The following is a 24,123-nucleotide window of genomic DNA, read 5'->3' as shown; positions in this document are numbered from 1 at the left end:
GGCTGTAGTGCCACAGATGTCACGGCCGAATATTGCCTTCTTCACTCCTCTTTTCTGACAAAGATCTGAATCCCTTGCCGGGGGGCGGCTGTTCTTGTTGATAAAAAACGGGCGCTGCCATGATTTGCCTGCAATTGTTTGCGAATCGAACCGGTCCGCGCTGAACTCTCACGTTGAAGTGATGAGATGTGAGCGATGAGCGGAGGCAGGCGCATTGCGCCCTGTCCCCGCATCTCTCCGGCGCGGCGGGCCACAAGCGCCCGGCAGCAACGCGGGCCTCAGGGCCCCGCCAGAACGAAAGTGGACGCCATGAGCGAAGACAGCAAGGCGCCGGAAGGCAAGATTCCCGCCGTTTCCGTATCGGAAGTGGCCAGCGGCTGCTACGCCCTGATGCGGGACGGCTTTCCAACAATCGGCGCCGTGCGCGGCGATGAGGCCATTCTCGTGGTTGATGCCCCGCCCAGTGTCGAGGCAGCGCAGGGCATCACCGAGGCGCTGGAGCGGATCAGCGGCAAGCCGGTGCGCTATCTCGTGCTCACCCATTACCACGCCGGGCGCATCGCCGGAGCGCACGCACTGGAGCCGGGCGAAATCCTCGCCTCGGACCTCACCCGCCGCCTGATTGAAGAGCGCGGCGAGGCCAACCTCGAATGCGAGCGCCGCCGTGTATCTGATGGTGCGCCTGCCGTCAGCAATGCCCTTGTCTGGCCGGGGCTGACCTTTGCCTCCTCCCTGTCGCTGCGGCTCGGCTCGCGCGAGATCCGGCTCATGCATCTGGGGCGCGGGCATACGATGGGGGACATCGTGGTCTGGGTGCCGGATTCGGGCACCATCTTTGCCGGCGACCTGCTCAATCCCGGCGGGGTGCCCTATGCCGCCGATGGCCACCTTGGTGACTGGGTGAAGACGCTGGAGCGCCTGCGCGCTTTCAAGGGCAACGCGCTGGTTGCCGGTTCCGGCGCCCCCTTGCGCGGGGCGCAGATGGTGAATGACGCCATCACCCGCACCAAGGAGTTCATCGAAACCCTGCGCGCCTCGGCGGCGGCCTGTGTGGATCAGGGACTGGACCTCAAGGCCACCAACGATGCGGTGCGCGACGCCATGGACCCGCGCTACGGCAAGCTCCCGGGCTACGACAGGATCATGCCGCTCAACATCGCCCGCGCCTATGACGAAGCCAAGGGCATCGACGTGCCGCAGATCTGGACGGCGGAACGCGAACAGATCGCCATCAGCCGCCTCAGCCGTGCGGCGGCCAGTGAGGATGCGGCGTAAGGGGAAGCCCGCAAGCCTTTGCATGGCCTCATGAATGGGGCCTTGTCTTGCCCGGCTGATTGGCAATAGTGTCATGTCAGACAAAGGCAGGAGCGTCCATGTTCAGTCACATCACGGTCGGCGTCAGTGATCTGGAAAGGGCTGGCCGGTTCTATGACGCTGTCCTGCAGCCTCTTGGCCTGCGGCAGCGGCCTGTGGCTCCGGATGGCGGCCCAGCATCGCTATGCTGGGTCAACCCCGGTCAAACCCTGCCACGCTTCTACGCCTATCAGCCATTCAACCGTGAACCTGCATCTGCCGGCAACGGCGCAATGACGGCTTTTCTTGCGCCTGACGCGGAAGCCGTTTGTGCCGCCCATGCCGCAGGGCTGGCTGCCGGGGGCCGCGACGAGGGGCCGCCGGGCCCGCGTCCGCACTATGCACCCGGCTATTTCGGCGCCTATCTGCGGGACCCCGATGGAAACAAGATCCATCTGGTCTTCCGTGGAGATCTTGTCTGATTGATTCCCTGCTTTGCATTTTCCGGCTGGGCTGTTGGCCGCCGCTACAGCGAGCGGCCCACTCCTGAGGCCATTTCAGAAAGCGCACATCGATGAACCTCGATCTTCTGCAACAGTTGCTGCCCGTCTATGTGGCCTATGTCATCGCAACGGCCAGCCCCGGCCCGAGCAATATGGCCATCATGGGCGTTGCGATGAGCCGGGGCCGCGCTCCGGCGGTGGCGCTTGCGCTCGGCGTCGTCACGGGCAGCATGTGCTGGGCCTTGCTCGCCGCCACGGGCATCTCGGCTATTCTCACCGCCTATGCCGAGGCACTGGTCGTGTTGAAGATCGCAGGGGGGCTTTACCTCTTGTATCTTGCCTTCAAGGCCGCCCGGTCGGCGCTTTCGGCTCAGGCGCCTGAGAGCCGGGGCAACGGACTGCCCGCCAGCAAGGGCGCGCTCTACCGGCGCGGCATGCTGCTGCATCTCACCAATCCCAAGGCCGTTCTCGGGTGGATGGCAATCATGACGCTCGGGCTGCGGCCCAATTCTCCGGCCCATACGCTTCATGCCATCATCGGCGGCTGTGTGCTTCTCGGGATTACGGTCTTCGCGGGCTATGCGCTGGTGTTCTCAACGGGGCCAATGATCCGGATCTATCAGCGTGCCCGGCGCTGGATCGAGGGAACGCTGGCTCTGGTCTTCGGCGTGGCGGGTTTCCGTCTTCTGCTCTGGCGCAACTGATGCGCGCCCCTCAGTCCCCCGTCATCAGCCGGTAGCCGACGCCGGGTTCCGTGCGCAGGATGGCTGGGGAGGCCGGGTCGCGCTCGATCTTCTGGCGCAACTGGCCGATGAAGACGCGCAGATACTGCAGGTCATCCCCGTGTGCCGGGCCCCAGACGGAGGTCAGCAGGATGCGGTGGGTGACGACGCGCCCGGCATGGCGGGAAAGCAGGGCGAGCAGGTCGTATTCCTTTGGTGTCAGCCGGATCTCGCTACCATCGCGCGAGACGGTCCGGCGAATGGTATCGATCACAAGCCCGTCCGTCTCCAGCACTTGCGGCAAGGCTTCGGCCTGTCCGTGGTGGCGCAGGGCCGTGCGGATGCGGGCAGTCAGCTCGCCGATGCCGAAGGGCTTTTCGATGTAGTCGTCGGCGCCCAGATCCAGTGCGGCGATCTTCTCACTTTCCCGGTCGCGGGCGGAAAGGATCAGGATCGGCAGGGTGCTCCAGCCGCGCAGGCTGGCGACCACATCCTTGCCGTCCATGTCCGGCAGGCCGAGATCAAGGATGACAAGATCAGGCGCGGCGGTCGCCACCGCCTTTAGCGCCTCGCCACCGGTTGCCGCCTCCACCACGTCATAGCCCGCTGCCGTCAGCGCAGGCTTGAGGAACCGCTGGATCTGCGGCTCGTCGTCAACGACGAGAATGCGCGCGCCGGAGGATTGTCCTGTCATTCTGGCAATTTTCCTTCCTGTGCGGGACCTGCTGGAAAGCGCATGACCAGCCGGGTGCCCTTGCGCCGGATGGCCGGGCTTTCGGCATGGATGTGCCCGCCCATGGCTTCCACGAAACCGCGTGCGATGGCAAGGCCAAGCCCGGTTCCGGGCGCCCGCCCATCTGCCTTGCCGCGCCGGTAGAATTTCTCGAAAATCCGCTCCAGATCCTCCGGCGGAATACCCTTGCCCAGATCTGTGACGGAAATGAGCACGTCCTCCCCGTCTTGCCTTGCATAAACGTTCACCGGCTCCTGCCCGCCATATTTGATGGCATTGTCCAGGAGGTTGAACAGCACCTGCCCCAGCAGCACGCTGTCGCCGCGGATCAGCGGCAGACCCGGCGCAATGCCGGTTTCGATCACCCTGCCGGGGAAGTAACGCCTTGCCCGCTCGACGGAGGACTGGATCACGTCGGTCACATCCAGCCATTCCTGCCGGGGCTTAAGGCTGCCGGCCTCGATCCTGGTCATGTCCAGCAGGTTGGCGACGAAGCGGCTCATCCGGCTGCTTTCCTCCTCGATGGACTGCAGGAGATCGTCCTGGCTTTCCGGGCTCATGCGGCGGCCAAGCTGGCGCAGGCTTGTAACCGACCCGGTGATGGTCGCCAGCGGGGTGCGCAGGTCATGCGAGATGGAAGACAGCAGCGCATCACGGTAGCGCTCGCTCTCCTGCCGTGCGGTCTGGGCGGCGCTGGTTTCCGACAGGCGGGCCCGGTCGATGGCGATCGCTGTTTGATCCAGAATGGCTGACAGTGCCCGTTCTTCATTGATGCCGATACGCTCGTCCGTCTGCTCCACGCCACACACTCCAACTGGCCCGTGCGGGCTGAGCAGGGGGCGGAATTCGAAGCGGCAGTTGGGCAGCGTGCCTGTGCCGTGCCCGGCGCGCTCCTCCTTGTCCAGAGCCCAGCGGGCGGCGGTCAGGGCGGTCACGTCCAGATCCGTATCCGGCGGCCAGGCGCCTGCGATGCGCAGGTCGCCATTCTCCGGCACCAGCATGACGATGTTGCGCTTCAGGCTGGCCTGCAACTGCGAGACGGAGGCCCAGATCACGTCCTCCGCCTTCTCCGTACCGGAGATCTTGCGCGAAAAGTCATAGAGAGATTGCAGGGCAGTGGCGCGTTTGCGGGCTGTTTCCGCCTGTTCACGGATGCGCGAGGCAAAGCCGCCCGCGATCACGGCCACACAAAAGAACACGAAGAACGAGAACACCTCGTGCGGGGCGGCGATGGTGAAGGTGTGGCGCGGGTTGATGAAGAAGAAATTGTAGCAGAGCGCCGAAAAGAGCACCGCCAGCAGAGCCGCCGTATAGCCCGAGGTGACGGCTGCCCCCAACACCGCCAGCAGGAAAAGCAGCGAGATGTTGGGCAGGTGCACGAAAAGGTCGATCACCTGCCCGAAGACCGTGACACCTGTTGCAAAGAGCATGGCCGTTGCCGCTGCGTGCGGCAGGTCCTTCCAGGAAAACCGGGGGCGCCAGGCAAGGGCGCGCGGCGCTTCCTTGCCTTCCTGCATCACCAGATGCAGGCCGATGCCGGATGCCTTGCGGGAGAGCGCTTCGGGCAGGGAGGGGGAGAAGAAGCGCCGCCAGCCACGGTTCCTGGGTACACCGATGACGATCTGGGTGGCATGCTCGCGCCGGGCAAGGCGCAGGATTTCCTCCACGAAATCGGTGCCGATGATGCGCCGGGTCTCGGCGCCCAGTTGCTCTGCCAGATGCAGGATGTGTTCGATGCGGGCAAGACCCGGGCTCGTTTCCGTTTCCCGGTCGGCCCGTTCCACCGAGACGGCAATCCACGGCGCGTTGAGGCCCGAGGCAAGACGGCTGGCAACCCGGACCACCTTCTCCGAAAGCTCATCCGCTCCCACGCAAACGATCAGCCTCTCGCTCGTGGCCCAGGGGCCTTCAATGGCATTTTGCTTGAGAAAGTCGACCATCTGGTCATCGACACGGCCAGCCGTGCGCCGCAAGGCTAGCTCGCGCAATGCGGTCAGGTTGCCGACACGGAAGAAACGTTCCGTGGCCCGGCGTGCATTGTCCGGCAGGTAGACCTTGCCTTCATGCAGGCGCTCGATCAGTTCTGCCGGTGTAAGATCGACAAGGATCACCTCATCCGCCCGTTTCAGCACCACATCCGGCACCCGTTCACGCACGGTAACGCCGGTGATCTGGGTCACCAGGTCGGCCAGGCTTTCCAGATGCTGGATGTTGAGCGCGGTCCACACATCAATGCCGGCGCCGGTCAGTTCCTCGATGTCCTGATAGCGCTTCGGGTGGCGGCTGCCTTCCGGGTTGGAATGTGCCAGTTCATCAACGATCAGAATGCGCGGACGGCGCACAAGGGCGCCGTCCAGATCAAAGGCTTCCAGCATGCGCCCGCGATGCAGCACCCGCTTGCGGGGCAGGACAGTCAGCCCGTCCAGCAAGGCAGCGGTTTCGCTGCGTCCATGGGTTTCGACGACCCCAACGGCGACTTCAATACCATCGGCCTTGAGGCGCTGGGCGCGGCTCAGCATGGCGAAGGTCTTGCCGACGCCCGGGGCTGCCCCGAGGAAGACCGTCAGCTTGCCCCGCCGGTCCTTGTCCGCAAGGGCAAGCAGGGCATCCGGATCGGGCCTGCGGTCTTCCTCGGCCATGCGGCTTACTCCTTGAGGGTATCGAGCGCCAGATTAAGCGCCAGCACATTTACACGAGGTTCTCCGAAGACACCAAGCAACGGCTCTTCCGTGTGCTGACGCAGCAGTGTGATGACCTTTGCCTCCGCAATGCCGCGTGCCTGCGCAATGCGCGGCACCTGCGCCAGCGCGAAAGCTGGCGAGATATGCGGATCAAGGCCGGAGCCCGAGGCCATCAGGGCGTCGGCTGGCAGGGGGGCGGTCAGGCCGCTCCCGGTCAGCCGTGCCGCTTCTGCCTCCACCCGCGCCTTCAGGGCGGCGGATGTGGTGCTGAGGTTCGAGCCGGACGAGGCGCCTGCGTTGTAAGGCGCGTCCGGAGTTGCGGAAGGACGGGACCAGAAGTGGCGCGGATCGCTGAAGGCCTGACCGATGTAGAGCGAGCCTGCGGGCTTCCCGTCCCGCTCGATCAAGCTGCCGTTGGCTGCCCCCGGCATCAGAACCTGCGCGGCTCCGGTGATGGCGAGCGGATAGGCCAGTCCGGTCAGGACGGTCATGGCGAGGGTGAGCACGATTGCGGGTCTGAGATGGTTCAGCATGGGGTTACACCAGATTGAGGGCGCTGACGGCCATGTCGATCAGCTTGATGCCTGCGAAAGGCAGGATCAGGCCGCCAAGGCCATAGATGGCAAGGTTCCGCCGCAGCAGGGAGGCTGCGCCTGCCGGACGGTAGGCAACGCCCTTCAGCGCCAGCGGGATCAGGGCCACGATGATCAGCGCGTTGAAGATAACTGCCGACAGGATGGCCGAGCGCGGCGAGGCGAGGCCCATGATGTTGAGGCTGCCAAGCGCCGGATAGGCGGCGATGAACAGCGCCGGGATGATGGCGAAGTACTTGGCCACATCATTGGCAATGGAGAAGGTGGTCAGCGAGCCGCGTGTCATGAGCAGCTGTTTGCCGATTTCCACAATCTCGATGAGCTTGGTGGGGCTGGAGTCCAGATCCACCATGTTGGCGGCTTCGCGGGCTGCCTGTGTGCCGGTCTGCATGGCAACACCCACGTCTGCCTGCGCAAGGGCAGGGGCATCGTTGGTGCCGTCGCCGCACATGGCGATCAGGCGGCCGCCCTGCTGCTCGCGGCGGATATAGGCGAGCTTGTCTTCGGGCGTGGCGCTGGCCAGAAAGTCATCGACGCCGGCTTCCGAGGCGATTGCGGCAGCTGTGACCGGATTGTCGCCGGTGACCATGACCGTGCGGATGCCCATGGCGCGCAGGGCGGCAAACCGCTCCTTGATGCCGGGCTTGACCACGTCCTTGAGGTGGATGACGCCAAGCAGCCGCTTGCCATCAGCCACCGCCAGCGGGGTGCCGCCGCTGCGGGCGATCAGGTCCACGGCGCGGGAAAACTCTGCCGGAGCCGTTGCTGCCGTGAGGCCTGCGAAGGCCAGCACCGCATCCACCGCCCCCTTGCGCAGGCGGCGCTCTCCCATGTCCACGCCGGACAGGCGCGTCTCGGCGGAGAAAGCGATGACGGCATCAGGCGTTACCTGCGGCAGGGCGATGCCGAAGTCACCGGTGGCAAGCGCAACGATGGAGCGGCCTTCCGGGGTTTCGTCGGAAAGGCTGGCCAGAAGCGCTGCTTCCGCCAGTTCGGGAATGCTGACGCCGGGCGCAGCGGCAAAATCGCTGGCCATGCGGTTGCCGAAGGTGATTGTGCCGGTCTTGTCGAGCAGCAGCGTATCCACGTCGCCTGCGGCCTCAACGGCACGGCCCGATGTGGCAATGACGTTGAAGCGCACAAGCCGGTCCATGCCTGCAATGCCGATGGCCGACAGCAGCCCGCCGATGGTGGTGGGGATCAGCGTGACCAGCAGGGCCGCAAGCACAGTGACGGAAATGACCGCACCGGAATAGGCGGCAAGGCCCCAGATAGCGGTGCAGACGAAGAGGAAGATCAGCGTCAGGCCCGACAGCAGGATCGACAGGGCGATCTCGTTCGGCGTCTTCTGGCGCTGGGCGCCTTCGATGAGGGCGATCATCCGGTCCACGAAGCTGGAGCCGGGCGCCACGGTTATGCGCACACGGATCTCGTCGGACAGCACCTCGGTGCCGCCCGTCACCGCCGAGCGGTCACCGCCCGATTCACGGATGACCGGGGCCGATTCACCGGTGATGGCGCTTTCGTTGACCGTGGCAACGCCCTCGATCACCTCGCCATCGCCCGGGATCAGCTCCCCGGCAGCCACCAGCACTTCGTCGCCGACAGACAGGCTGGCGGCGGGGATGTTTTCCGTACTGCCGTCCGGCAGCAGGCGGCGGGCAGTCAGTTCGGATTTGGTGCGCTTCAGGCTGTCCGCCTGCGCCCGCCCGCGTCCTTCGGCCACGGCTTCGGCGAATGTGGCGAAAAGCACCGTGAACCACAGCCATGCGGCAATCTGGCCGGAGAAGACGGTGTCTTCCGCTCCCAGCACCAGATCACGGGCGAACAGCACGGTCACCAGTGCCGCCACCACTTCGGTGACGAAGATGACCGGATTGCGCACCAGCTGGCGCGGGTCGAGCTTCACGACCGCATCACGCAAGGCGGGAAGCAGAATGGCGGGGGAGAGCATGTTCGGGCCGTGAGGCAGCTTCTGCCCCTTGGCATCCCTTGTGTCAGTGGACATGGGAGGAACCCTTTCAGAAGGTCTGGCCGGCCAGCATCGCCAGGTGTTCGGCAATGGGACCGAGGGCGAGAGCCGGGAAGAACTGCAGACCGCCGAGAATGAGAATGATGGCGATGAGAAGGCCGGTGAACAGCGGCCCATCGGTGGGGAAGGTGCCGGATGAGGCAGGGACCTTGACCTTCGCCGCCAGAGATCCGGCAATCGCCATCACGGGCACTGCATAGGCAAAGCGGCCAAGGAGCATGGAGAGCCCCAATGTCGTATTGTACCAGGGTGTGTCGCCGCTGAGCCCGCCGAAGGCCGAACCGTTATTGCCCGCAGCCGAGGTATAGGCATAGAGCATCTCCGACAGGCCATGAGGGCCACCGGTGCCAAGGCTGGCAAGGGTCGTGGGCAGCATGGCGGACACGGCCGTGAACCCGAGGATCACCAGCGGCAGGATGAGCACGGCCAGCATGGCGAACTTCATCTCGCGTCCGTCGATTTTCTTGCCCAGAAATTCCGGTGTGCGGCCGACCATGAGGCCCGCCACGAAGACCGAGAGCAGGGCGAAGACGAGCATGCCATAGAGCCCCGAGCCCACGCCGCCCGGAAGAACCTCGCCAAGCTGGATCAGGAACATCGGCACCAACCCGCCAAGGCCGGTGAATGACCCGTGCATGCCGTTGACGCCGCCATTGGAAAGGCCTGTGGTAACGGCGGCATAGAGCGCGGTCATGGCCTGGCCGAAGCGCACTTCCTTGCCTTCCATGTTGCCGCCCGCCGCATCCGCGCCAAGGGCGGTCAGGATCGGATTACCTTGCGTTTCCGCCCAGTAGGTCACGGCAACGCCGGCGATCAGCAGCAGCGCCATGGCGCTGAGCAAGGCCCAGGCCTGACGGCGGCAGTCTGCCATCACGCCAAAGGCATAGACGAGGGCAGACGACACGCTGAGCATGGCTAACATGTTGAGATAGTTGGAGAAAGCCGTCGGGTTTTCGAACGGATGGGCGGCATTGACGTTGAAGAAGCCGCCGCCATTGGTGCCAAGCTGCTTGATGGCTTCCTGGCTGGCGACCGGCCCGAGGGCAATCACCTGCTGTGCGCCTTCCAGCGTTTTGACCGTTGCAGAGGCGCTCAGCGTCTGCGGCAGGCCCATGGCAACGAATGCGAGGGCCACGAGGATGGCCAGCGGCAGCAGGATGTAAAGCACCGCCCGTGTCATGTCGGCCCAGAAATTGCCAAGCGTGCTGGACTTGGAGTGGGCAAAGGCACGGGTGAAGGCGACGGCCAGCGCCATGCCGGTGGCAGCAGACAGGAAGTTCTGCACTGTCAGCCCGGCCATCTGGCTGAAGTGGCTGAGGGTCGTCTCTCCGCCGTAGTTCTGCCAGTTGGTGTTGGTGACGAAGGATACGGCCGTGTTGAAGGCAAGATCCGCTGGCATGCCGGCAAAGCCCTGCGGGTTGAACGGCAGAAGGTGCTGCAGCCGCAGGATGGCATAAAGGGCAAGGAAGCCCGTCAGCGAAAAGGTCAGCATGGCAAGCGTGTAGCCAAGCCAGCCCTGTTCCCGCTGCGGATCAATGCCGGAAGCCTTGTAGAAGCCGCTCTCGACAGGACCGAGAACAGGAGAAAGCCAAGTGCGCCTGCCTGAAAAGACATGCGCCATGTAAAGCCCGAGAGGCTTGATGATGGCGAGAACAGCCAGGAAGAACAGGCCGATCTGCAGCCAGCCGGAAAGGGTCATGGGTGCGCTCCGTAGAGGATCAGAACCGCTCGGGCCGCAGCAGCGTGACCACGAGGTAGATGCCGAGGCCGCAAACCACGGCAAGGCCGGACAAAAGCTCGAACATGGCTTTTGTCCTCACAGCCGGTCGAGGGCACGGGCATAGAGGGCAAGCCCCCCAAGGCAGCCGCATCCAAGCGCGAGAAAGATGATGTCGGACATGATCCGGTCTCCTGTTGTGACCGGCACACAATCGCCGCAAACGGCATCAGGGTTCGATTGGGAAGTCAGTCAGGGCGCATAAGGAAAACATAAAGGCCAGCTTCCTGCTGAAACTGGTCTTGCAGGCGGCGCAGCCCGTGCGGCTGTGGCTGCAGCTTGTGCCCGCTATGGAAAATTGCTGTGGGAGCGGCCACATAAAAGGAACATTGATCTGCGTGACAGGAAAGGGCAACGGGCATGAGCATCAGACACGGAGGCGTGGCCGGAAGGCTCGCAGGTGGTCTTCTGGCTTTTCTGCTTGCGGCGGGTTCGGCCCTCGCGGCGGAGCAGCCGGATCTCATCTTCAAGAAGTCCACCGTGTGGAAGTTCCTCACGCCTGACCACAAGCTTGCAACCTATGCCATCGATGATCCGGTGGTGGAGGGTGTCGCCTGTCATTTCACCGTCCCGGAAAAGGGCGGCATTGACGGCTGGCTCGGCATTGCCGAGGAGGTGTCGGACATTTCGCTCGCCTGCCGTCAGGTCGGGCCGGTCAGCTTCAAGGCGCGCTTCGAGCAGGGCGAGGAGATGTTCCGCCAGCGCCGGTCGTTCCTGTTCAAGAAAATGCGGATCGTGCGCGGCTGCGACACCAAGCGCAATGTGCTGGTCTATCTCGTCTATTCCGACAAGCTGGTGGAAGGCAGCCCGAAGAACTCCACCTCCACCGTTCCCATCATGCCATGGGGCAGCGGCGAAGCGCCGCGCTGTGCTGATTTTCTGGATAAATGACAGGCAGAAGTCCGCACTGGCTTACAGCGCGGGCTCTTCCTCGTCCTCGGCCTGCGGGGCTTCCTGAGGCTTGGCATCGGGCGAGCAGAAATGGGTGTAGAGTACACCCATGACATCGCGGGCTGCGTCGCTCGCCAGCCGGTAATAGATCGTCGTGCCTTCCCGGCGGGTGCGCACGAGCCCTTGCGCGCGCAGCAGGCTGAGTTGCTGGGAGACGGTGGGCATGCGCATGCCGGTCTGTCCGGCCAGATCGCCGACCTTGCACTCCCGGTCGGCCATCATGCACAGCAGCATCAGCCTCGGTGTCGAGGCGATGGTCTTGAGAAATTGAACGGCCGCTTCGGCCTTTTCTTCCAGAGCCTTGGTTTCCATGGGCGCAAGATGGCACCAAGACCCGATTGTTTCAAGCCGCGCCGTCACACTGTCTTCAGGCTTTCTGCAAGGCTCTGCAACCTGCCAGTGCGATCAGCCCCGGATCATGGCCGGCAGAAGGATGTGGCCGGCGCCGCAGCTGACGCCTGCGGTCATGCACATGCTCTTCTGGGCCGAGACGCCGAAGGGCATCGGCTTGCTGGAGGCAAGGGCTGCAAGGCCGGCGAAGGGGGAAGCGATGATGGCGAGAACGAAGCAGACCGAGACAAGACGTGCAAACATGACAGGCCCCATTTTCATCTTGCCCGGCCGTTGCGGCGGGCTGTGTTCAACTCATGGCGCTACTGTGGCAGGGGCGCGCTGAACCGGGTCTGAGGGGCAAATTCAGCTGGCGTTCAGCTTTGTGAACAGATGTTTGGAACTTGAGGGAACCGGGCGCGTGGGCCCGCGCGGCGCGGCAGATGAATGCTTGACCGGAAACGGGAAACCGGTCACAACAGAGCCATGAATACGGCCAGCGGTACTCTCATTCCGATCACCATTATCTGCAGCTAGCACCTCTGCTGGCTGTGGCCGTTCCCTCCTTGCGCCAATTCCAAAGAGACGGACGCCCCCGGCCAGCAGGCCAGGAGACGACGTGTCATGACGAATGCCAGCCCGGACGCCCCGGTTCTGCGCCTGACCAATACGCTGACCCGGACGAAGGATGTCTTTCATCCGATCGATCCGCAGAACGTGCGCATGTATGTGTGCGGGCCGACGGTCTATGACTTTGCCCATATCGGCAATGCGCGGCCCGTCATCGTCTTCGACGTGCTGTACCGCCTGCTGCGCCATCTCTATGGAGCCGATTACGTCACCTATGTGCGCAACATCACGGACGTGGATGACAAGATCAACGCCCGCGCCTTGCGTGACTTTCCCGGCCTGCCGCTGAACGATGCCATCGCACGGGTGACCTCCACCACCGCGGATCAGTTCCATGCGGACGTGAAGGCGCTCGGTTGCCTTGAGCCCAACCATGAGCCGCGCGCCACGCAGCATATCGCGGGCATGGTGTCGATGATCGAAACGCTGATTGCCCGCGGCCACGCCTATGTGGCGCAGACGCAAGATGGCGGCGAGGTGCTGTTCGACACGGGCTCCATGGCCGCCTATGGCCAGCTCTCCAAGCGCAATCTGGAAGACCAGAGGGCAGGCGCGCGCATCGCCGTTGACGCCCACAAGAAAAACCCGGGCGACTTCGTGCTGTGGAAGCTGTCTTCCCCGGAAGAGCCGGGCTGGGACAGCCCCTGGGGCCGTGGCCGCCCCGGCTGGCACATCGAATGCTCGGTCATGAGCGCCCATCATCTGGGCGAGGTGTTCGACATCCACGGCGGCGGGCTGGATCTCATCTTCCCGCACCACGAAAACGAAATCGCTCAGTCCTGCTGCGCCCATGGCACCAGCGTGATGGCAAACTTCTGGCTGCACAACGGCTTCGTGCAGGTGGAAGGGCGCAAGATGTCCAAGTCCGAGGGCAACTTCGTCACCATCCACGACCTGCTGCACACGGAAAAATTCGGCGGCCGCAAATGGCCCGGCGAAGTGCTGCGCCTTGCCATGCTGATGACGCACTACCGCGAGCCGATTGATTTTTCGGTGAAGCGGCTGGAGGAGGCGGAAGCCTTGCTGCAGAGCTGGGCGTCGTTGATTCAGACCGTTAACATCGGACTGATCAGAGCCAAGCCTTCAGATGAAGTTGTAAATGTGTTGGCAAATGATCTGAATACGCCAGAGGTTGTTCAATCCTTTGCGCATCGAGCCGCAGCAATCAGAGCGGGGGAGGGCTCACTTGAGCAATTTGCAGCTGACTTGTGCTTCGTAACGGGTGCACCCTTTAAAGAAATTCAGGCCTGGTACGATTTACCCCAGGAACAGTTTGACATTGCAGATCAGAAGTTCGGTGAACTTTGGGATCGTGCAGGTCAAGCTGTTCTAGTGCAACGTCCGACGGTGAAGGACTATGTTGTGGCCTCGACACTAGGGCTTGAGCCAGACGACATTGCCCGGAAAGTTGGGCATCGCCTTACGCTAATTCTTGAAAAAAACTGGGCTGAAGCCGATCGCGTCCGTGACGAACTCTCCGCCATGGGTATTTTGCTTAAGGACGGCAAGGACAAGGATACGGGAGAGCGTGTGACCTCTTGGGAGGTGAAGCGCTGAGGGGCGTTTCGTCCCTCGAGAGTCTGCCCCCCACCCCTAACCCCTCCCCACGAGGGGGAGGGGGGCGGAGAAGCGCCGCCACAGATCAGATTTAGAACTGCGGGCAATGTCCGAACCTAATGTGTGGATGCAATAGCCACGAGGGGGAGGGGAGCGGACGGGCGGTGTTTCAGGCAGGTTTCGTCACTGCGGGTAAGGGGAAAAATTTCCTTTGTGATGAGCTTCCTCTCCTCTGGAAGTGGGGTTTGGCAAAGCCTCTCAGCCCCCCTCCCCCTGGTGGGGAGGGGTAAGGGGTGGGGGGGCTCTGCGGTTGCAAGGAAGCTGGGCTTCAAAGTGCGACTGACTGCAGGCAAAAGGGGTGTGTAACTTGACTGCAATCTCGAAGGACACACGACGCCGGGCGGTCAGCTTGAGGAGGGAGCAGACCTTTCAGGAAAAAGCGCTTTGGGTGCAGTTGAGAGAGTTGAAGGCATATGGAATTCACGTGCGGCGCCAGGCTCCGGTTGGTCCATATGTCGCGGATTTCGCAATCCTCTCGCGCCGTGTGGTTATCGAGGTCGACGGTGAGGTGCATGGGACCGGGGTTCAAGTTTCAAGGGATGAAACCCGGGACAGGTGGCTTCAGAAGGAAGGGTTTCAAGTCTGGCGTTATGCGGCTGCGGATGTTGAACATAATCTTGAGGGTGTGGTCGAGGATGTGCTGAGGCGGTTGGGATTGCAGGGGAGTGCCGGGTGACTTGAGCTGGGCGTCCCTCGAGAGTCTGCCCCCCCACCCCTACCCCCTCCCCACGAGGGGGAGGGGGGCGGATAGGCAGGGCTTCAAATAGGCCTCCTCACTGCGGGTAAGGGAAAAACTTCCTTTGTGTTGAGTTTCCTCCGGTCTGAAAGTGACGTGAAGCAAGGTCTCACAGCCCCCCTCTCCCCGGTGGGGAGGGGTAAGGGGTGGGGGGCTCGGCAGTAGAATGCAAACTGGCCAGTGTTGTGTGTCATGGCTAGGCGCGAGGTATGGCGAGTTGCAACAGGGAGAACCAATCATGACCAGTGAACGGTCTGGCGGGTGTCAGTGCGGGGCGGTGCGGTTCCGGGTGAGGGGGCAGCTGGGGCATGCGTCGGTGTGCCATTGCCGCATGTGCCAGAAGGCTTTCGGCGGCTTCTATGCGCCGCTGGTGTCGGTGCGCGAGGCGGACAGTGTGGAGTGGACGCGCGGGGAGCGGACCGTCTTCCGCAGTTCCAATGTGGTCTCCCGCGGCTTTTGTTCTGCGTGCGGCACGCCGCTGACCTATGAGGCGCCGGACGGCATGGCCATCGCCATTGCCGCCTTTGATGACCCGTCCGGGATCGTGCCCATCGTTGCCTATGGGGTGGAAGGCAAGCTGCCTTATGCCGATGCGGTGCCGGATCTGCCGGAACGCAAGACGGAGGAGGACTTTGCGGCGGCGGCGTTTCTGGCTGCCATCGTCAGCTTCCAGCACCCCGATCATGATACAGACGTCTGGCCGCCTGAGGCGGCCTGAGGAAGGAATGATCCAATGACGGAATTGCGCGGCCTTTATCCCGAAATCGAGCCCTATGCCTCCGGCATGCTCGATGTGGGCGATGGTCACACCATCTACTGGGAACGCTCCGGCACACCGGGGCGCAAGCCGGCGGTGTTCCTGCATGGCGGGCCGGGCGGCGGCATTTCGCCGGCGCACAGACGGCTGTTCCATCCGGATCACTATGACGTGCTGCTGTTCGACCAGCGCGGCTGCGGCCGCTCCACGCCCCACGCGGAACTGGAAGCCAACACCACCTGGCATCTGGTGGAGGACATCGAGCGCCTGCGCAAGCTGGCGGGCGTGGACCAGTGGCTGGTCTTCGGCGGCTCCTGGGGCTCGACGCTGGCTCTGGCCTATGCGCAGACCTATCCGGAGCGCGTGAGCGAACTGGTGCTGCGCGGCATCTACACGCTGACCAAGGCGGAACTGGACTGGTACTACCAGTTCGGCGTCTCCGAAATGTTCCCCGAGAAGTTCGAGCGCTTTCAGGCGCCGGTGCCGGAGGGCGAGCGCCATGCGATGATGGCGGCCTACCAGCGCCTGCTGACCCATCCGGACAAGGGGGTGCGGGTGGAGGCGGCCAAGGCTTGGAGCCTGTGGGAAGGTGAGACCATCACCCTGCTGCCGAGCCTCGACAACAGCCAGCATTTCGGCGAGGACGAGTTCGCCCATGCCTTCGCCCGCATCGAGAACCACTTCTTCATGCATGGCGGCTGGCTGGAAGAGGGACAGCTGCTGCGTGATGCGGGCAAGCTGAAGGACATTCCGGGTGTGATCGTCCATGGCCGCTACGACATGCCTTGCCCGGCGCGCTATGCCTATGGCCTGCACAAGGCCTGGCCGCGGGCGGATTTCCACCTCATCGAAGGGGCAGGGCATGCCTTCAACGAGCCGGGCATCCTCGACCGGCTGATCCGCGCCACCGACATGTTCGCAGGCCTTCCCGAGGCCTGAAGCTAAAAAAACAGCCAGAAACCGGTATCCAGACAATGACCCGCGAGAAACTCTACCTGTTCGACACCACGCTCCGTGACGGGGCGCAGACCAGCGGCATCGACTTTTCCATCGCGGAAAAGATCGCCATTGCCGAGCTGCTGGAGCGGCTGGGTGTCGATTACATCGAGGGCGGCTATCCGGGTGCCAACCCGACGGATACCGAGTTCTTTTCGGAGAAGCGGACGAAGACCGCCCGCTTCACCGCCTTCGGCATGACAAAGCGGGCAGGGCGCTCCGCCTCCAACGATCCGGGCCTGCAGCTGCTGCTGGAAGCCAAGGCGGATGCGAACTGCTTTGTGGCCAAGTCCTGGGATTATCATGTGGAAGTGGCGCTCGGCTGCACCAACGAGGAAAATCTCGAAAGCATCCGCGACACGGTGCAGGCCGCTGTTGCTGCTGGCCGGGAAGCGATGATCGACTGCGAGCATTTCTTCGATGGCTACAAGGCCAATCCGGACTACGCGCTGGCTTGCGCCCGCACCGCCTATGAAGCGGGGGCGCGCTGGGTGGTGCTGTGCGACACCAACGGCGGCACCCTGCCGGGCGAGGTGAAGGAGATCATCGCCCGGGTGAGCCAGGTGGTGCCGGGCAGTCATCTGGGTATCCACGCCCACAATGACACAGGCCAGGCAGTCGCCAATTCTCTGGCGGCGGTGGAGGCTGGCGTGCGCCAGATCCAGGGCACGCTCAACGGCATTGGCGAGCGCTGCGGCAATGCCAATCTGATCAGCCTGATTCCGACGCTGATGCTGAAGCCGCCTTACAAGGATACGGTGGAACTCTCCGTCCGGCCGGAGCGGCTGAAGGACATCACCGCCATCTCTCATACCTTCGACGAGATGCTGAACCGCGCCCCGGACCGGCATGCGCCATACGTGGGTGAGAGCGCCTTTGCCACCAAGGCCGGCATCCATGCCTCGGCCCTGCTGAAGGACCCGAAGACCTATGAGCATGTGGAGCCGGAAAGCGTCGGCAACAAGCGCAAGGTGCTGGTGTCCGATCAGGCGGGCAAGAGCAATCTTCTTGGCGAATTGTCCCGGCTCGGCATTGACGTGGACAAGGCCGATCCGAAGCTGGATGCGCTGCTGACGGAAGTGAAGGAGCGCGAGGCCAAGGGCTACGCCTATGAAGCGGCCGATGCCTCCTTCGAGCTGCTGGCCCGGCGTATTCTCGGCAAGGTGCCGCGCTTCTTCGAGGTGAAGTCCTTCCGCGTCATGGTGGAGCGGCGTTTCAACGCGGTGGGCGAGCAGGTCACCATGTCCGAGGCGGTGGTGAAGGTGGATATCGATGGGGAAACCCGCATGTCCGTCTGCGAGGGCAACGGCCCGGTCAACGCGCTGGACGGCGCGCTGCGCAAGGATCTGGGCAAGTATCAGTCGGCCATCGAGGGGCTGGAGCTGGTGGACTACAAGGTGCGTATCCTCGATGGCGGCACGGGCGCCATCACGCGTGTGCTGATCGAAAGCCACGACAAGACGACGCACCAGCGCTGGTTCACCATCGGCGTATCGTCCAACATCGTCGATGCCTCGTTCCAGGCGCTGACGGATTCCATCACCTATGCGCTGTTGAAGTCGGCGGGATAGGACCCCTAATGACAAGGCTTTCGATGCTGACGCATCACGCCTTGAAAATGCTCAAGCGCCGCAAGGGCTTAACCAATGCTCGATGAGTCAAGCTCATCAAGCATTGGTATAAGATCAGCCCCTTCCGCCCGAGGCAGGGGTGACTGAACGCGAAGGCTCAGGAGGCAACGAGCTGGTTGCGTCCGGAGTCCTTTGCGGAATACAGCCGGGCGTCGGAGGTCCGGATGGCTTCCGACAAGTCATGGCCGGGGATGACTGACAGGCCAATGCTGGCGGCAATGCGGAAGGTCTGCTCGCCGGACGAAATGTCGAGGCTCTGCAGCCGGCAGCGGAAGGCTTCGACGCGGGTCATGACCTCTGCTTCGCTCTTTCCGCATAATACGGCACAGAACTCGTCACCGCCCAGCCGCACCGCCTGACCTTCCTCGCCTGCAAGCCGCAGAAGCTCGTCCGACAGGGCAATCAGCGCCCGGTCTCCGGCTTCGTGGCCGTAGGTGTCGTTGACATGTTTGAACTTGTCCACGTCAACCAGCGCCAGCCAGCGGACTTCACCGCGCTCCTGGGCTTCTGAAACAAGGCGGATGCCTTCACTGAACAGGAAGCGGCGGTTGTAGAGCCCGGTCAGAGCGTCCCGGAAACTGCGGTCGCTGAGATCGGCAAAACGGTCGATGACATCGAGGTTCTGGGAAACCCGCAGCAGCAGTTCTTCCGGCGGACAGCTCTTGTGCAGGAAGTCGCTGGCGCCGTATTTCAGAAAGCGGATGCGGTTTTCCATGTCTTCGGATCCGGAAATACCGATGACGGCGAGGGATTCCCGGCTGCGCTTGCGCCGGATTGCCTTCAGGAACGAGAATCCGTCTTCCTCCGGCATGAAGTAATCCACGATGACCAGCCGGATTTCCGGATAATCCTGCAGATACTGCATGCCCTCCTTGGCGGAACTGGCCACAAACATCTTGTAGCGGTGCCGGGCAATCGTCTCGCTCATATAGGTCCGCTCGACCACCGCGTCATCGATGACCAGCACGCCAATGGACGAATTCCGGCCCAGCCGCTGCACCAGATCGCCGAGGTAGTCGAGACTGGAAGGGCTATCCTTGATGATGTAGTCGAGCACCCCCTTGTCACGCATCGCCTTGCGCAGGTGGGGCTCGAAGCGGCTGGTGAAAACGACCGTGGGAACCCTGTGCGAGATACACAGGTCCACAATCTGACCGTCCGGAGCATCGGGCAGGGTCAGGTCGACAAGGGCCAGCTCAAAGGCTTCGCCGCCGCCTGTGAGCTGGGCTTCCGCCTGGGCAAGGGTCCTTGCCACCGTGATCCGGCGCTCTCCGATCTCAGCGAGTTTCTTGAGTGCAGCCTTCTCAAAGAAGGCGGCATCCTCGACGAGAAGGATCTTCTGCATATCTGTCCGCCGGCATTGATAAAAGTTTCGAGAATAGTGAATGCCAATCACAAACAAACAGTTATCCTGACGCGTCAATTTTTCTCAAATGACCAATTTGACGCGGTGCCGGCGGCGGGGAAAGAGTCAAAATATCAATAGTTTGCCCGAGTGCTCGAATTATAGGTGTGCGCCCCGGCAAAGACTTCCTTGAGTTGTTATAGGCAGTTATACGTATGCCTTGTCAGAAGTTCTCAAGTCCCGCTGCGGCATCAACAAGTTGGGCGTTTTGTGAGGACTGGAAGGCTTCCTGCAGCATCGGAATGATACTGGCAGTGTCAGAAGCAACGAGATAGGGCACATCCTGCTCGGGCCGGATGAAAGCCTCGTTACGCATGTGGTCGAGGAGTTCCAGGAGCGGAGACCAGAAACTGTTGATATTGGCCAGAAGTACCGGTTTGCGGTGCTGTCCCAGCTGGGCCCAGGTCATCATTTCGACGACTTCCTCCAGAGTGCCAATACCGCCGGGCAGGGCGACAAAAGCATCCGACTTCTGGAACATCAGTTTCTTGCGCTCGTGCATGTCGCGGGTGACGATGAGATCGCTCACCTCATGCAGCATGACTTCGCGCTGCTCGAGAAACTCCGGGATAATGCCGGTTACCTGTGCCCCATGATCAAGGGCGGACTTGGCGACTGCCCCCATAAGGCCAACGGAACCGCCGCCATAGATAAGCGACAGCCCTGCCTCGCCGATCAACCGGCCGAGGCTTCGGGCAGCGTCCAGATAGGTTGCGTCATGGCCGAAGCTTGATCCGCAATAGACACAAATGCTTTTGAGATTCGTCATGGCAAAATGTTTGGCATTGGCAGACAGCCATGGTCAAGCATTGCCTGCGGCAACAAAGCTTGCGTGCCTTGTGCAAAATGCCGTTTATGCGGCGAATCTGCTAGATCTTGTGGTGTTCTTCGTGAAACGCTGGGGAACTGTTCAGAAATTGGGTGTCCGGTGCAGCCGGGCATGTGGCAGGGGGCGAGCTGCGCGGCTGTTGAAGAGAGCCGCCGCACCTCCAATCAGGGTTTGGGGTCTGAGATGACACGTAAAGGGGTTACCGTCAGTCTGGTCATTGCCGTGGTCGTGGGGATCATTGCGCTGCTGACAGGCTATCTGAGCCAGAAGGATGCGGGAGCGCCCCGGGAAACGGCAAGTGCCCCGCAAGCCGCAAGTCAGACGGCCGCCCCTGCAGCTCCGGCCGAGGCCCCGGCGGCAACGGCTCCTGATACCGCGTCCCAGCCAGCCGCAGTCCAGTCCCCGGCCCCGGCGGCTGAACCTGCCGCAACTCCCGAACCGGAAGCTCCCAGCTTTGACGTCGCTGGAATTGAAGCCGATGGCGCAGCCGTGATTGCGGGCCGTGCGGCACCGGGCTCGAAGGTGTCTCTGCTGGCCAATGGCGAGGTGATCGGCACCGCCACAGCCAATGAGGCAGGGGAATGGTCGATGGTCCTCGACAAGCCGCTGGCGCCCGGCGACTACGACATGCTGCTGCGCATGGAAACGGCTGACGGGAAGACCATAGAGTCGGCGCAGCGCCTGACCGTTTCCCTTCCGGGCAGCGGTCAGGAACGTCCTCTGATCGTCCTCAACAGCCCGGATGCACCGTCCAGCGTGCTGCAGCAGCCCGCCGCTGTCGAGGTGGCGAGTGCTGAGGCCACTCCGAAGCCGGAGGAGACCGCGCCAGCAGCTGAAGCGGCACCTGAAGCGGCACCGGTGGCAGCGCCCGAAGGAGAGCCTGCAGCAGAAGCAGCTCCTGCCGAGCCGGCGCCTGCGGCCGCTGAAACCGCCGCGCCGGAGGCCGGCACCACCGAACCGGCGGCAGCATCTGCACCGGAACCTGCATCTGCACCTGAAGCTGCCCCGCAAGCCACTGCTGAAGCAGCCCCAGATGCAGCCCCAGACGCAACCCCAGACGCCGCTCCTGAAGCTGCCGCGGAGGCCGGTCCGGAACAGGCTGCCGTGCCGGCCGGGGCCGCTCCCGAGCCTGCACCAGTTGCTGCCGCGCCTGCGCCCGCAGAAGCGCCCGCAGCAGAGGTCAAGCCCGTCATCGCGCCGGTCACCGTGGAAGCGGTCGAGTCCGAGGATGGCAAGCTCTATGTGGCTGGCACCAGCACGGCGGATGCGCTGCTGCGCATCTATGTGGCCGATGCTCTGGTTGGTGAAACGAAGGCCAACGGGGATGGCCGCTGGCTGCTGGAAACCACGGCCGAGATTCCGGTTGGTGACGTCGAGGTTCGTGCCGACCATGTGGACCCGGTCACCGGTGCGGTTCTGGCCCGTGCTGCCGTATCGTTCCGCAAGGCCGAGCCGCAGGAGATCGTTCTCAGCAAGGTCGAGGAAGCCGGTTCTGAAGGCGCGTCCGATGCCGCTGCTGCCCCGCAGGTGCCGAATGTCATCATCCGCAAGGGCGACAATCTCTGGAACATCTCCCGCCGCCTCTATGGCACGGGCTTCCGCTACACCACCATCTATCAGGCCAACAAGGACCAGATCCGCAATCCGGACCTGATCTATCCGGGACAGGTGTTCCTGACCCCGGGTGCGGAACCGGATGACGCTGCCAAGTAAGCTGCGGATCTGTGCCGACGAATTGCGAGGCGCCGGGCAACCGGCGCCTTCGGTTTTTCTGGCTTTGCAGACCTGTTATGATGGAAGCCGGTTCACGAAAGAAGTTGCTTGGCCATGCGTGTTGTCCTGGCGATGATCGCCATCCTGCTTGCCGCCGCGCAACAGGTGCGCGCTGAGGCTGAGCCGTTCTCCCTTACCCTCGATGAGCTTCAGGTGGCGCAGCGGTTCAGCTGCGGCGGCACCTGCGGCACGGTGCGCTCCTGCGAGGAGGCCGTCTATCTCTGGTGTGTCTGCGGCTATGCCCGTGCCGATGGTGACGGCGATGGCGTGCCTTGCGAAAAGGTCTGCGGCGACAGCACGCAGCGCAATCTGCAGAAGGTGCGGGAGCTGATGGACCAGTTCGGTTGCCGCTAAGACCAGATCCCGCTGAGCGTGGCTCATCGGGACTTGGTCAGGCCCGTGCGGGGTTTGAGCATTACCAAGGCGTGATGCGTCAGCATCCCGGATGCCTTGGTACAAGCGTCTGCTGATTCAACATGTCAACACACTGACTCAGCGGTATCAGCCACTTGCACCGGCAACATGAATCACAAGAGGCAATTGGCCGGAAAACCGGAATCAACATGCCAAGTGCTTGAATCAGTTTGTGAAGAAGCCGAATCTGTCTCTCAGCTCTCCAGGCCAAGTGCCTGAGCCGACTCTACAATCCGGTCGATCAGCGCCGCCGATTCACCCATGTGGAGCACAGGGTCCTTGAGCGCGCTCCAGTCAGCGGGAACCGGAGTCATGACGGCCAGCACATCGAAGAGATGGGTGCCGCTCGCAAGGACTGTAGCACAGGCTTTCTTTACCAAATCTTGCGCCTGCGGACGGGGCATGGTGGCGGCGAGCGCAAAGCTGGCGGCCTCTGCCAGAAGCAGGCCGTTGCTTGCCTCGATGTTGGCACGCATGCGGGCGGTGTCGATGACGAGGCTGTCCAGCAGGCTGGTGGCGGTTGCGAGCGCCTTGCCGGTGGCGGCAGCGATCTGCGGCAGGCTCAGCCACTCGATCAGCCAGGCGGCGCCGCTGCGCTCATACTCGGCGATGGCTGCCTGCTGCAGGGTGCCGAGCTGGCCGCCGGTGTAACGGGCGAGGGCGATCAGCACTTCGGCGCCCACCGGGTTGGCCTTGTTGGGCATGGTGGACGAGCCGCCGCCGCTGCCGGGGCGCAGCTCGCCGATTTCGTTCTGGGAGAGAAGGGCGATGTCCTGCCCGGTCTTGCCGAGGCTGCCGGTGACGAGGGCACACCAGCCGGCAAATTCCATCAGCCCGTCGCGGCTCACATGCCAGGGCACGGGCGAAATTGTGAGACCCAGCCGTTCGGCGAGCTTTGCCTCCACCGCCAGCCCATGCGGGGCCAGCGCGGCAAGGTTGCCCGACGCCCCGCCCAGCGACAGGCGGAGCAGGCGCGGGCGCAATTGAGCAAGACGTTCCAGATGCGCCAGCAGCGGTGCCAGCCACACGGCGGCCTTCAGGCCGAAGCTTGTGGGAGTTGCCTGCTGCATGCGGGTGTGCGCCGCCATGGGTGTTGCCCGGTGCGCTTCAGCCATGCGCAGCAGCAGCCGGGAAAGGTCACGCAGGCGCGTTTCGAAAAGGTCTGCCAGTTGCGACAGCCGCAGCACCAGACCGGTGTCGGCGATGTCCTGACTGGTCGCGCCCCAATGGACGAAGGGGGCATGGTCTGCAGATACTGCCTTGCGCAGGGCCGCGACCAGCGCCGGCACGGGCACGCCGTCCTGCGCAGTGGCCGCCGACAGCGCTGCCGGGTCCAGCGTCAGGTGTCTTGCGGCCGCGCTGATCGCCTTCGCAGCTTCGTGCGGAATGAGGCCGCAGTCCCCTTGCGCCAGCGCCAGCGCTGCCTCCACCTCCAGCATGGCCGCAAGGGCGGCAGCATCGCTGAACAGCGCCGCTGTTTCACCATCCTGCAGCAGGCCGGAGAGGAGAGGGGAATCGAAGGGGCTGACGGTCATGGCTGTCCCTGATGCGGCCGGAAATGGCGCTGGTATGTATTGGTACTGGAACGGCAAGGGCCCGCCAAGGGCGGGCCGGATGCCGGGTGCTGGAGCATCGCAGAAAAGACTGGAGCCGGGCCGTCTTTGGCCCGGCTCCATGCACGGTTCCCGATCAGGGTTTGATGGGCTATCTGGATCTCCCC

At 63.3% G+C, this 24,123-nt stretch carries 22 protein-coding genes; 11 read left to right on the top strand and 11 right to left on the bottom strand.

Annotated features, from left to right (window positions below; all coding sequences use genetic code 11):
- Positions 1-309: 309 nt before the first annotated feature.
- The 3 genes from ACVNHC_RS07915 (at position 310) to ACVNHC_RS07905 (ending at position 2,500) form a co-directional block, all read left to right on the top strand.
- A complete protein-coding gene (locus ACVNHC_RS07915) occupies positions 310-1,275 on the top strand; it encodes an MBL fold metallo-hydrolase (RefSeq protein WP_457166897.1) in 966 nt (321 codons plus the stop codon).
- A gap of 98 nt (positions 1,276-1,373) precedes the next feature.
- Positions 1,374-1,775 (top strand): VOC family protein, encoded by a 402-nt coding sequence (locus tag ACVNHC_RS07910; RefSeq protein ID WP_457166896.1) that lies wholly within the window; start codon positions 1,374-1,376, stop codon positions 1,773-1,775.
- Positions 1,776-1,867: 92 nt separating this feature from the next.
- Entirely contained in the window at positions 1,868-2,500 is a 633-nt protein-coding gene (locus ACVNHC_RS07905) for a LysE family translocator (RefSeq protein WP_186393838.1), read from the top strand.
- A gap of 10 nt (positions 2,501-2,510) precedes the next feature.
- Here the strand turns inward: ACVNHC_RS07905 and ACVNHC_RS07900 are convergent, their stop codons facing one another.
- From ACVNHC_RS07900 to kdpF, 6 genes are read right to left on the bottom strand one after another with little or no spacing between them, the layout of a single operon-like run.
- A complete protein-coding gene (locus ACVNHC_RS07900; protein WP_457166895.1) occupies positions 2,511-3,212 on the bottom strand; it encodes a response regulator in 702 nt (233 codons plus the stop codon).
- Positions 3,209-5,890: an ATP-binding protein gene (locus ACVNHC_RS07895; RefSeq protein WP_457166894.1), complete on the bottom strand. Its 2,682-nt coding sequence runs from the start codon at positions 5,888-5,890 to the stop codon at positions 3,209-3,211. Before ACVNHC_RS07895 ends, ACVNHC_RS07900 begins: the two co-directional genes overlap by 4 nt.
- 5 nt (positions 5,891-5,895) lie before the next feature.
- Positions 5,896-6,465, bottom strand: a complete 570-nt coding sequence (gene kdpC / locus ACVNHC_RS07890) for a potassium-transporting ATPase subunit KdpC (RefSeq protein ID WP_457166893.1) — start codon at positions 6,463-6,465, stop codon at positions 5,896-5,898.
- Positions 6,466-6,469: 4 nt separating this feature from the next.
- A complete protein-coding gene (kdpB, locus tag ACVNHC_RS07885; protein ID WP_457166892.1) occupies positions 6,470-8,533 on the bottom strand; it encodes a potassium-transporting ATPase subunit KdpB in 2,064 nt (687 codons plus the stop codon).
- 13 nt (positions 8,534-8,546) lie between these two features.
- Positions 8,547-10,256, bottom strand: a complete 1,710-nt coding sequence (gene kdpA, locus ACVNHC_RS07880) for a potassium-transporting ATPase subunit KdpA (RefSeq protein ID WP_457166891.1) — start codon at positions 10,254-10,256, stop codon at positions 8,547-8,549.
- 19 nt (positions 10,257-10,275) lie between these two features.
- A complete protein-coding gene (gene kdpF, locus ACVNHC_RS07875; RefSeq protein ID WP_197717589.1) occupies positions 10,276-10,377 on the bottom strand; it encodes a K(+)-transporting ATPase subunit F in 102 nt (33 codons plus the stop codon).
- A gap of 317 nt (positions 10,378-10,694) precedes the next feature.
- Between kdpF and ACVNHC_RS07870 the strand changes: the two genes are divergently transcribed.
- A complete protein-coding gene (locus ACVNHC_RS07870; protein ID WP_374628740.1) occupies positions 10,695-11,225 on the top strand; it encodes a CreA family protein in 531 nt (176 codons plus the stop codon).
- 21 nt (positions 11,226-11,246) lie between these two features.
- On the opposite strand, the gene ACVNHC_RS07865 is transcribed toward ACVNHC_RS07870, so the two are convergent.
- Together ACVNHC_RS07865 and ACVNHC_RS07860 are read right to left on the bottom strand one after the other, a co-directional pair.
- Positions 11,247-11,597 (bottom strand): ArsR/SmtB family transcription factor, encoded by a 351-nt coding sequence (locus tag ACVNHC_RS07865; RefSeq protein ID WP_457166890.1) that lies wholly within the window; start codon positions 11,595-11,597, stop codon positions 11,247-11,249.
- Positions 11,598-11,690: 93 nt separating this feature from the next.
- Positions 11,691-11,879 carry a hypothetical protein gene (locus ACVNHC_RS07860; protein ID WP_058900287.1) on the bottom strand — a complete coding sequence of 63 codons (189 nt, stop codon included), beginning with the start codon at positions 11,877-11,879 and terminating at the stop codon, positions 11,691-11,693.
- A 360-nt stretch (positions 11,880-12,239) separates the two neighbouring features.
- Between ACVNHC_RS07860 and cysS the strand changes: the two genes are divergently transcribed.
- The 5 genes from cysS to cimA all read left to right on the top strand — a co-directional run bounded on the left by cysS (position 12,240) and on the right by cimA (position 17,922).
- Positions 12,240-13,802: a cysteine--tRNA ligase gene (cysS, locus tag ACVNHC_RS07855; RefSeq protein ID WP_457166889.1), complete on the top strand. Its 1,563-nt coding sequence runs from the start codon at positions 12,240-12,242 to the stop codon at positions 13,800-13,802.
- Positions 13,803-14,169: 367 nt separating this feature from the next.
- Positions 14,170-14,538: an endonuclease domain-containing protein gene (locus ACVNHC_RS07850; protein ID WP_457166888.1), complete on the top strand. Its 369-nt coding sequence runs from the start codon at positions 14,170-14,172 to the stop codon at positions 14,536-14,538.
- 298 nt (positions 14,539-14,836) lie between these two features.
- Positions 14,837-15,316, top strand: a complete 480-nt coding sequence (locus ACVNHC_RS07845; protein WP_457166887.1) for a GFA family protein — start codon at positions 14,837-14,839, stop codon at positions 15,314-15,316.
- A gap of 15 nt (positions 15,317-15,331) precedes the next feature.
- Positions 15,332-16,294 carry a prolyl aminopeptidase gene (gene pip / locus ACVNHC_RS07840; protein WP_457166886.1) on the top strand — a complete coding sequence of 321 codons (963 nt, stop codon included), beginning with the start codon at positions 15,332-15,334 and terminating at the stop codon, positions 16,292-16,294.
- A gap of 35 nt (positions 16,295-16,329) precedes the next feature.
- On the top strand, positions 16,330-17,922 hold the full coding sequence (gene cimA, locus ACVNHC_RS07835; RefSeq protein ID WP_457166885.1) for a citramalate synthase: 1,593 nt from the start codon (positions 16,330-16,332) through the stop codon (positions 17,920-17,922).
- 157 nt (positions 17,923-18,079) lie between these two features.
- Here the strand turns inward: cimA and ACVNHC_RS07830 are convergent, their stop codons facing one another.
- Both ACVNHC_RS07830 and ACVNHC_RS07825 read right to left on the bottom strand, forming a co-directional pair.
- The gene (locus ACVNHC_RS07830; protein WP_050471228.1) at positions 18,080-19,327 is read right to left on the bottom strand and encodes a diguanylate cyclase; all 1,248 of its coding nucleotides are present in this window, start codon (positions 19,325-19,327) and stop codon (positions 18,080-18,082) included.
- A 223-nt stretch (positions 19,328-19,550) separates the two neighbouring features.
- Positions 19,551-20,156 (bottom strand): LOG family protein, encoded by a 606-nt coding sequence (locus ACVNHC_RS07825; RefSeq protein ID WP_050471229.1) that lies wholly within the window; start codon positions 20,154-20,156, stop codon positions 19,551-19,553.
- Positions 20,157-20,399: 243 nt separating this feature from the next.
- Between ACVNHC_RS07825 and ACVNHC_RS07820 the strand changes: the two genes are divergently transcribed.
- Complete coding sequence (locus ACVNHC_RS07820; protein ID WP_457166884.1) at positions 20,400-21,929, top strand: LysM peptidoglycan-binding domain-containing protein; 1,530 nt, start codon at positions 20,400-20,402, stop codon at positions 21,927-21,929.
- A 114-nt stretch (positions 21,930-22,043) separates the two neighbouring features.
- Positions 22,044-22,343: an excalibur calcium-binding domain-containing protein gene (locus ACVNHC_RS07815; RefSeq protein WP_457166883.1), complete on the top strand. Its 300-nt coding sequence runs from the start codon at positions 22,044-22,046 to the stop codon at positions 22,341-22,343.
- 254 nt (positions 22,344-22,597) lie between these two features.
- Here the strand turns inward: ACVNHC_RS07815 and ACVNHC_RS07810 are convergent, their stop codons facing one another.
- Positions 22,598-23,938 (bottom strand): 3-carboxy-cis,cis-muconate cycloisomerase, encoded by a 1,341-nt coding sequence (locus ACVNHC_RS07810; RefSeq protein ID WP_457166882.1) that lies wholly within the window; start codon positions 23,936-23,938, stop codon positions 22,598-22,600.
- Positions 23,939-24,123 lie beyond the last annotated feature (185 nt).

The organism is Pannonibacter sp. Q-1 (assembly GCF_054073275.1).
The sequence above is the reverse complement of the archived record's forward strand: the minus strand, read 5'-3'. Positions and strand labels throughout refer to the sequence as shown.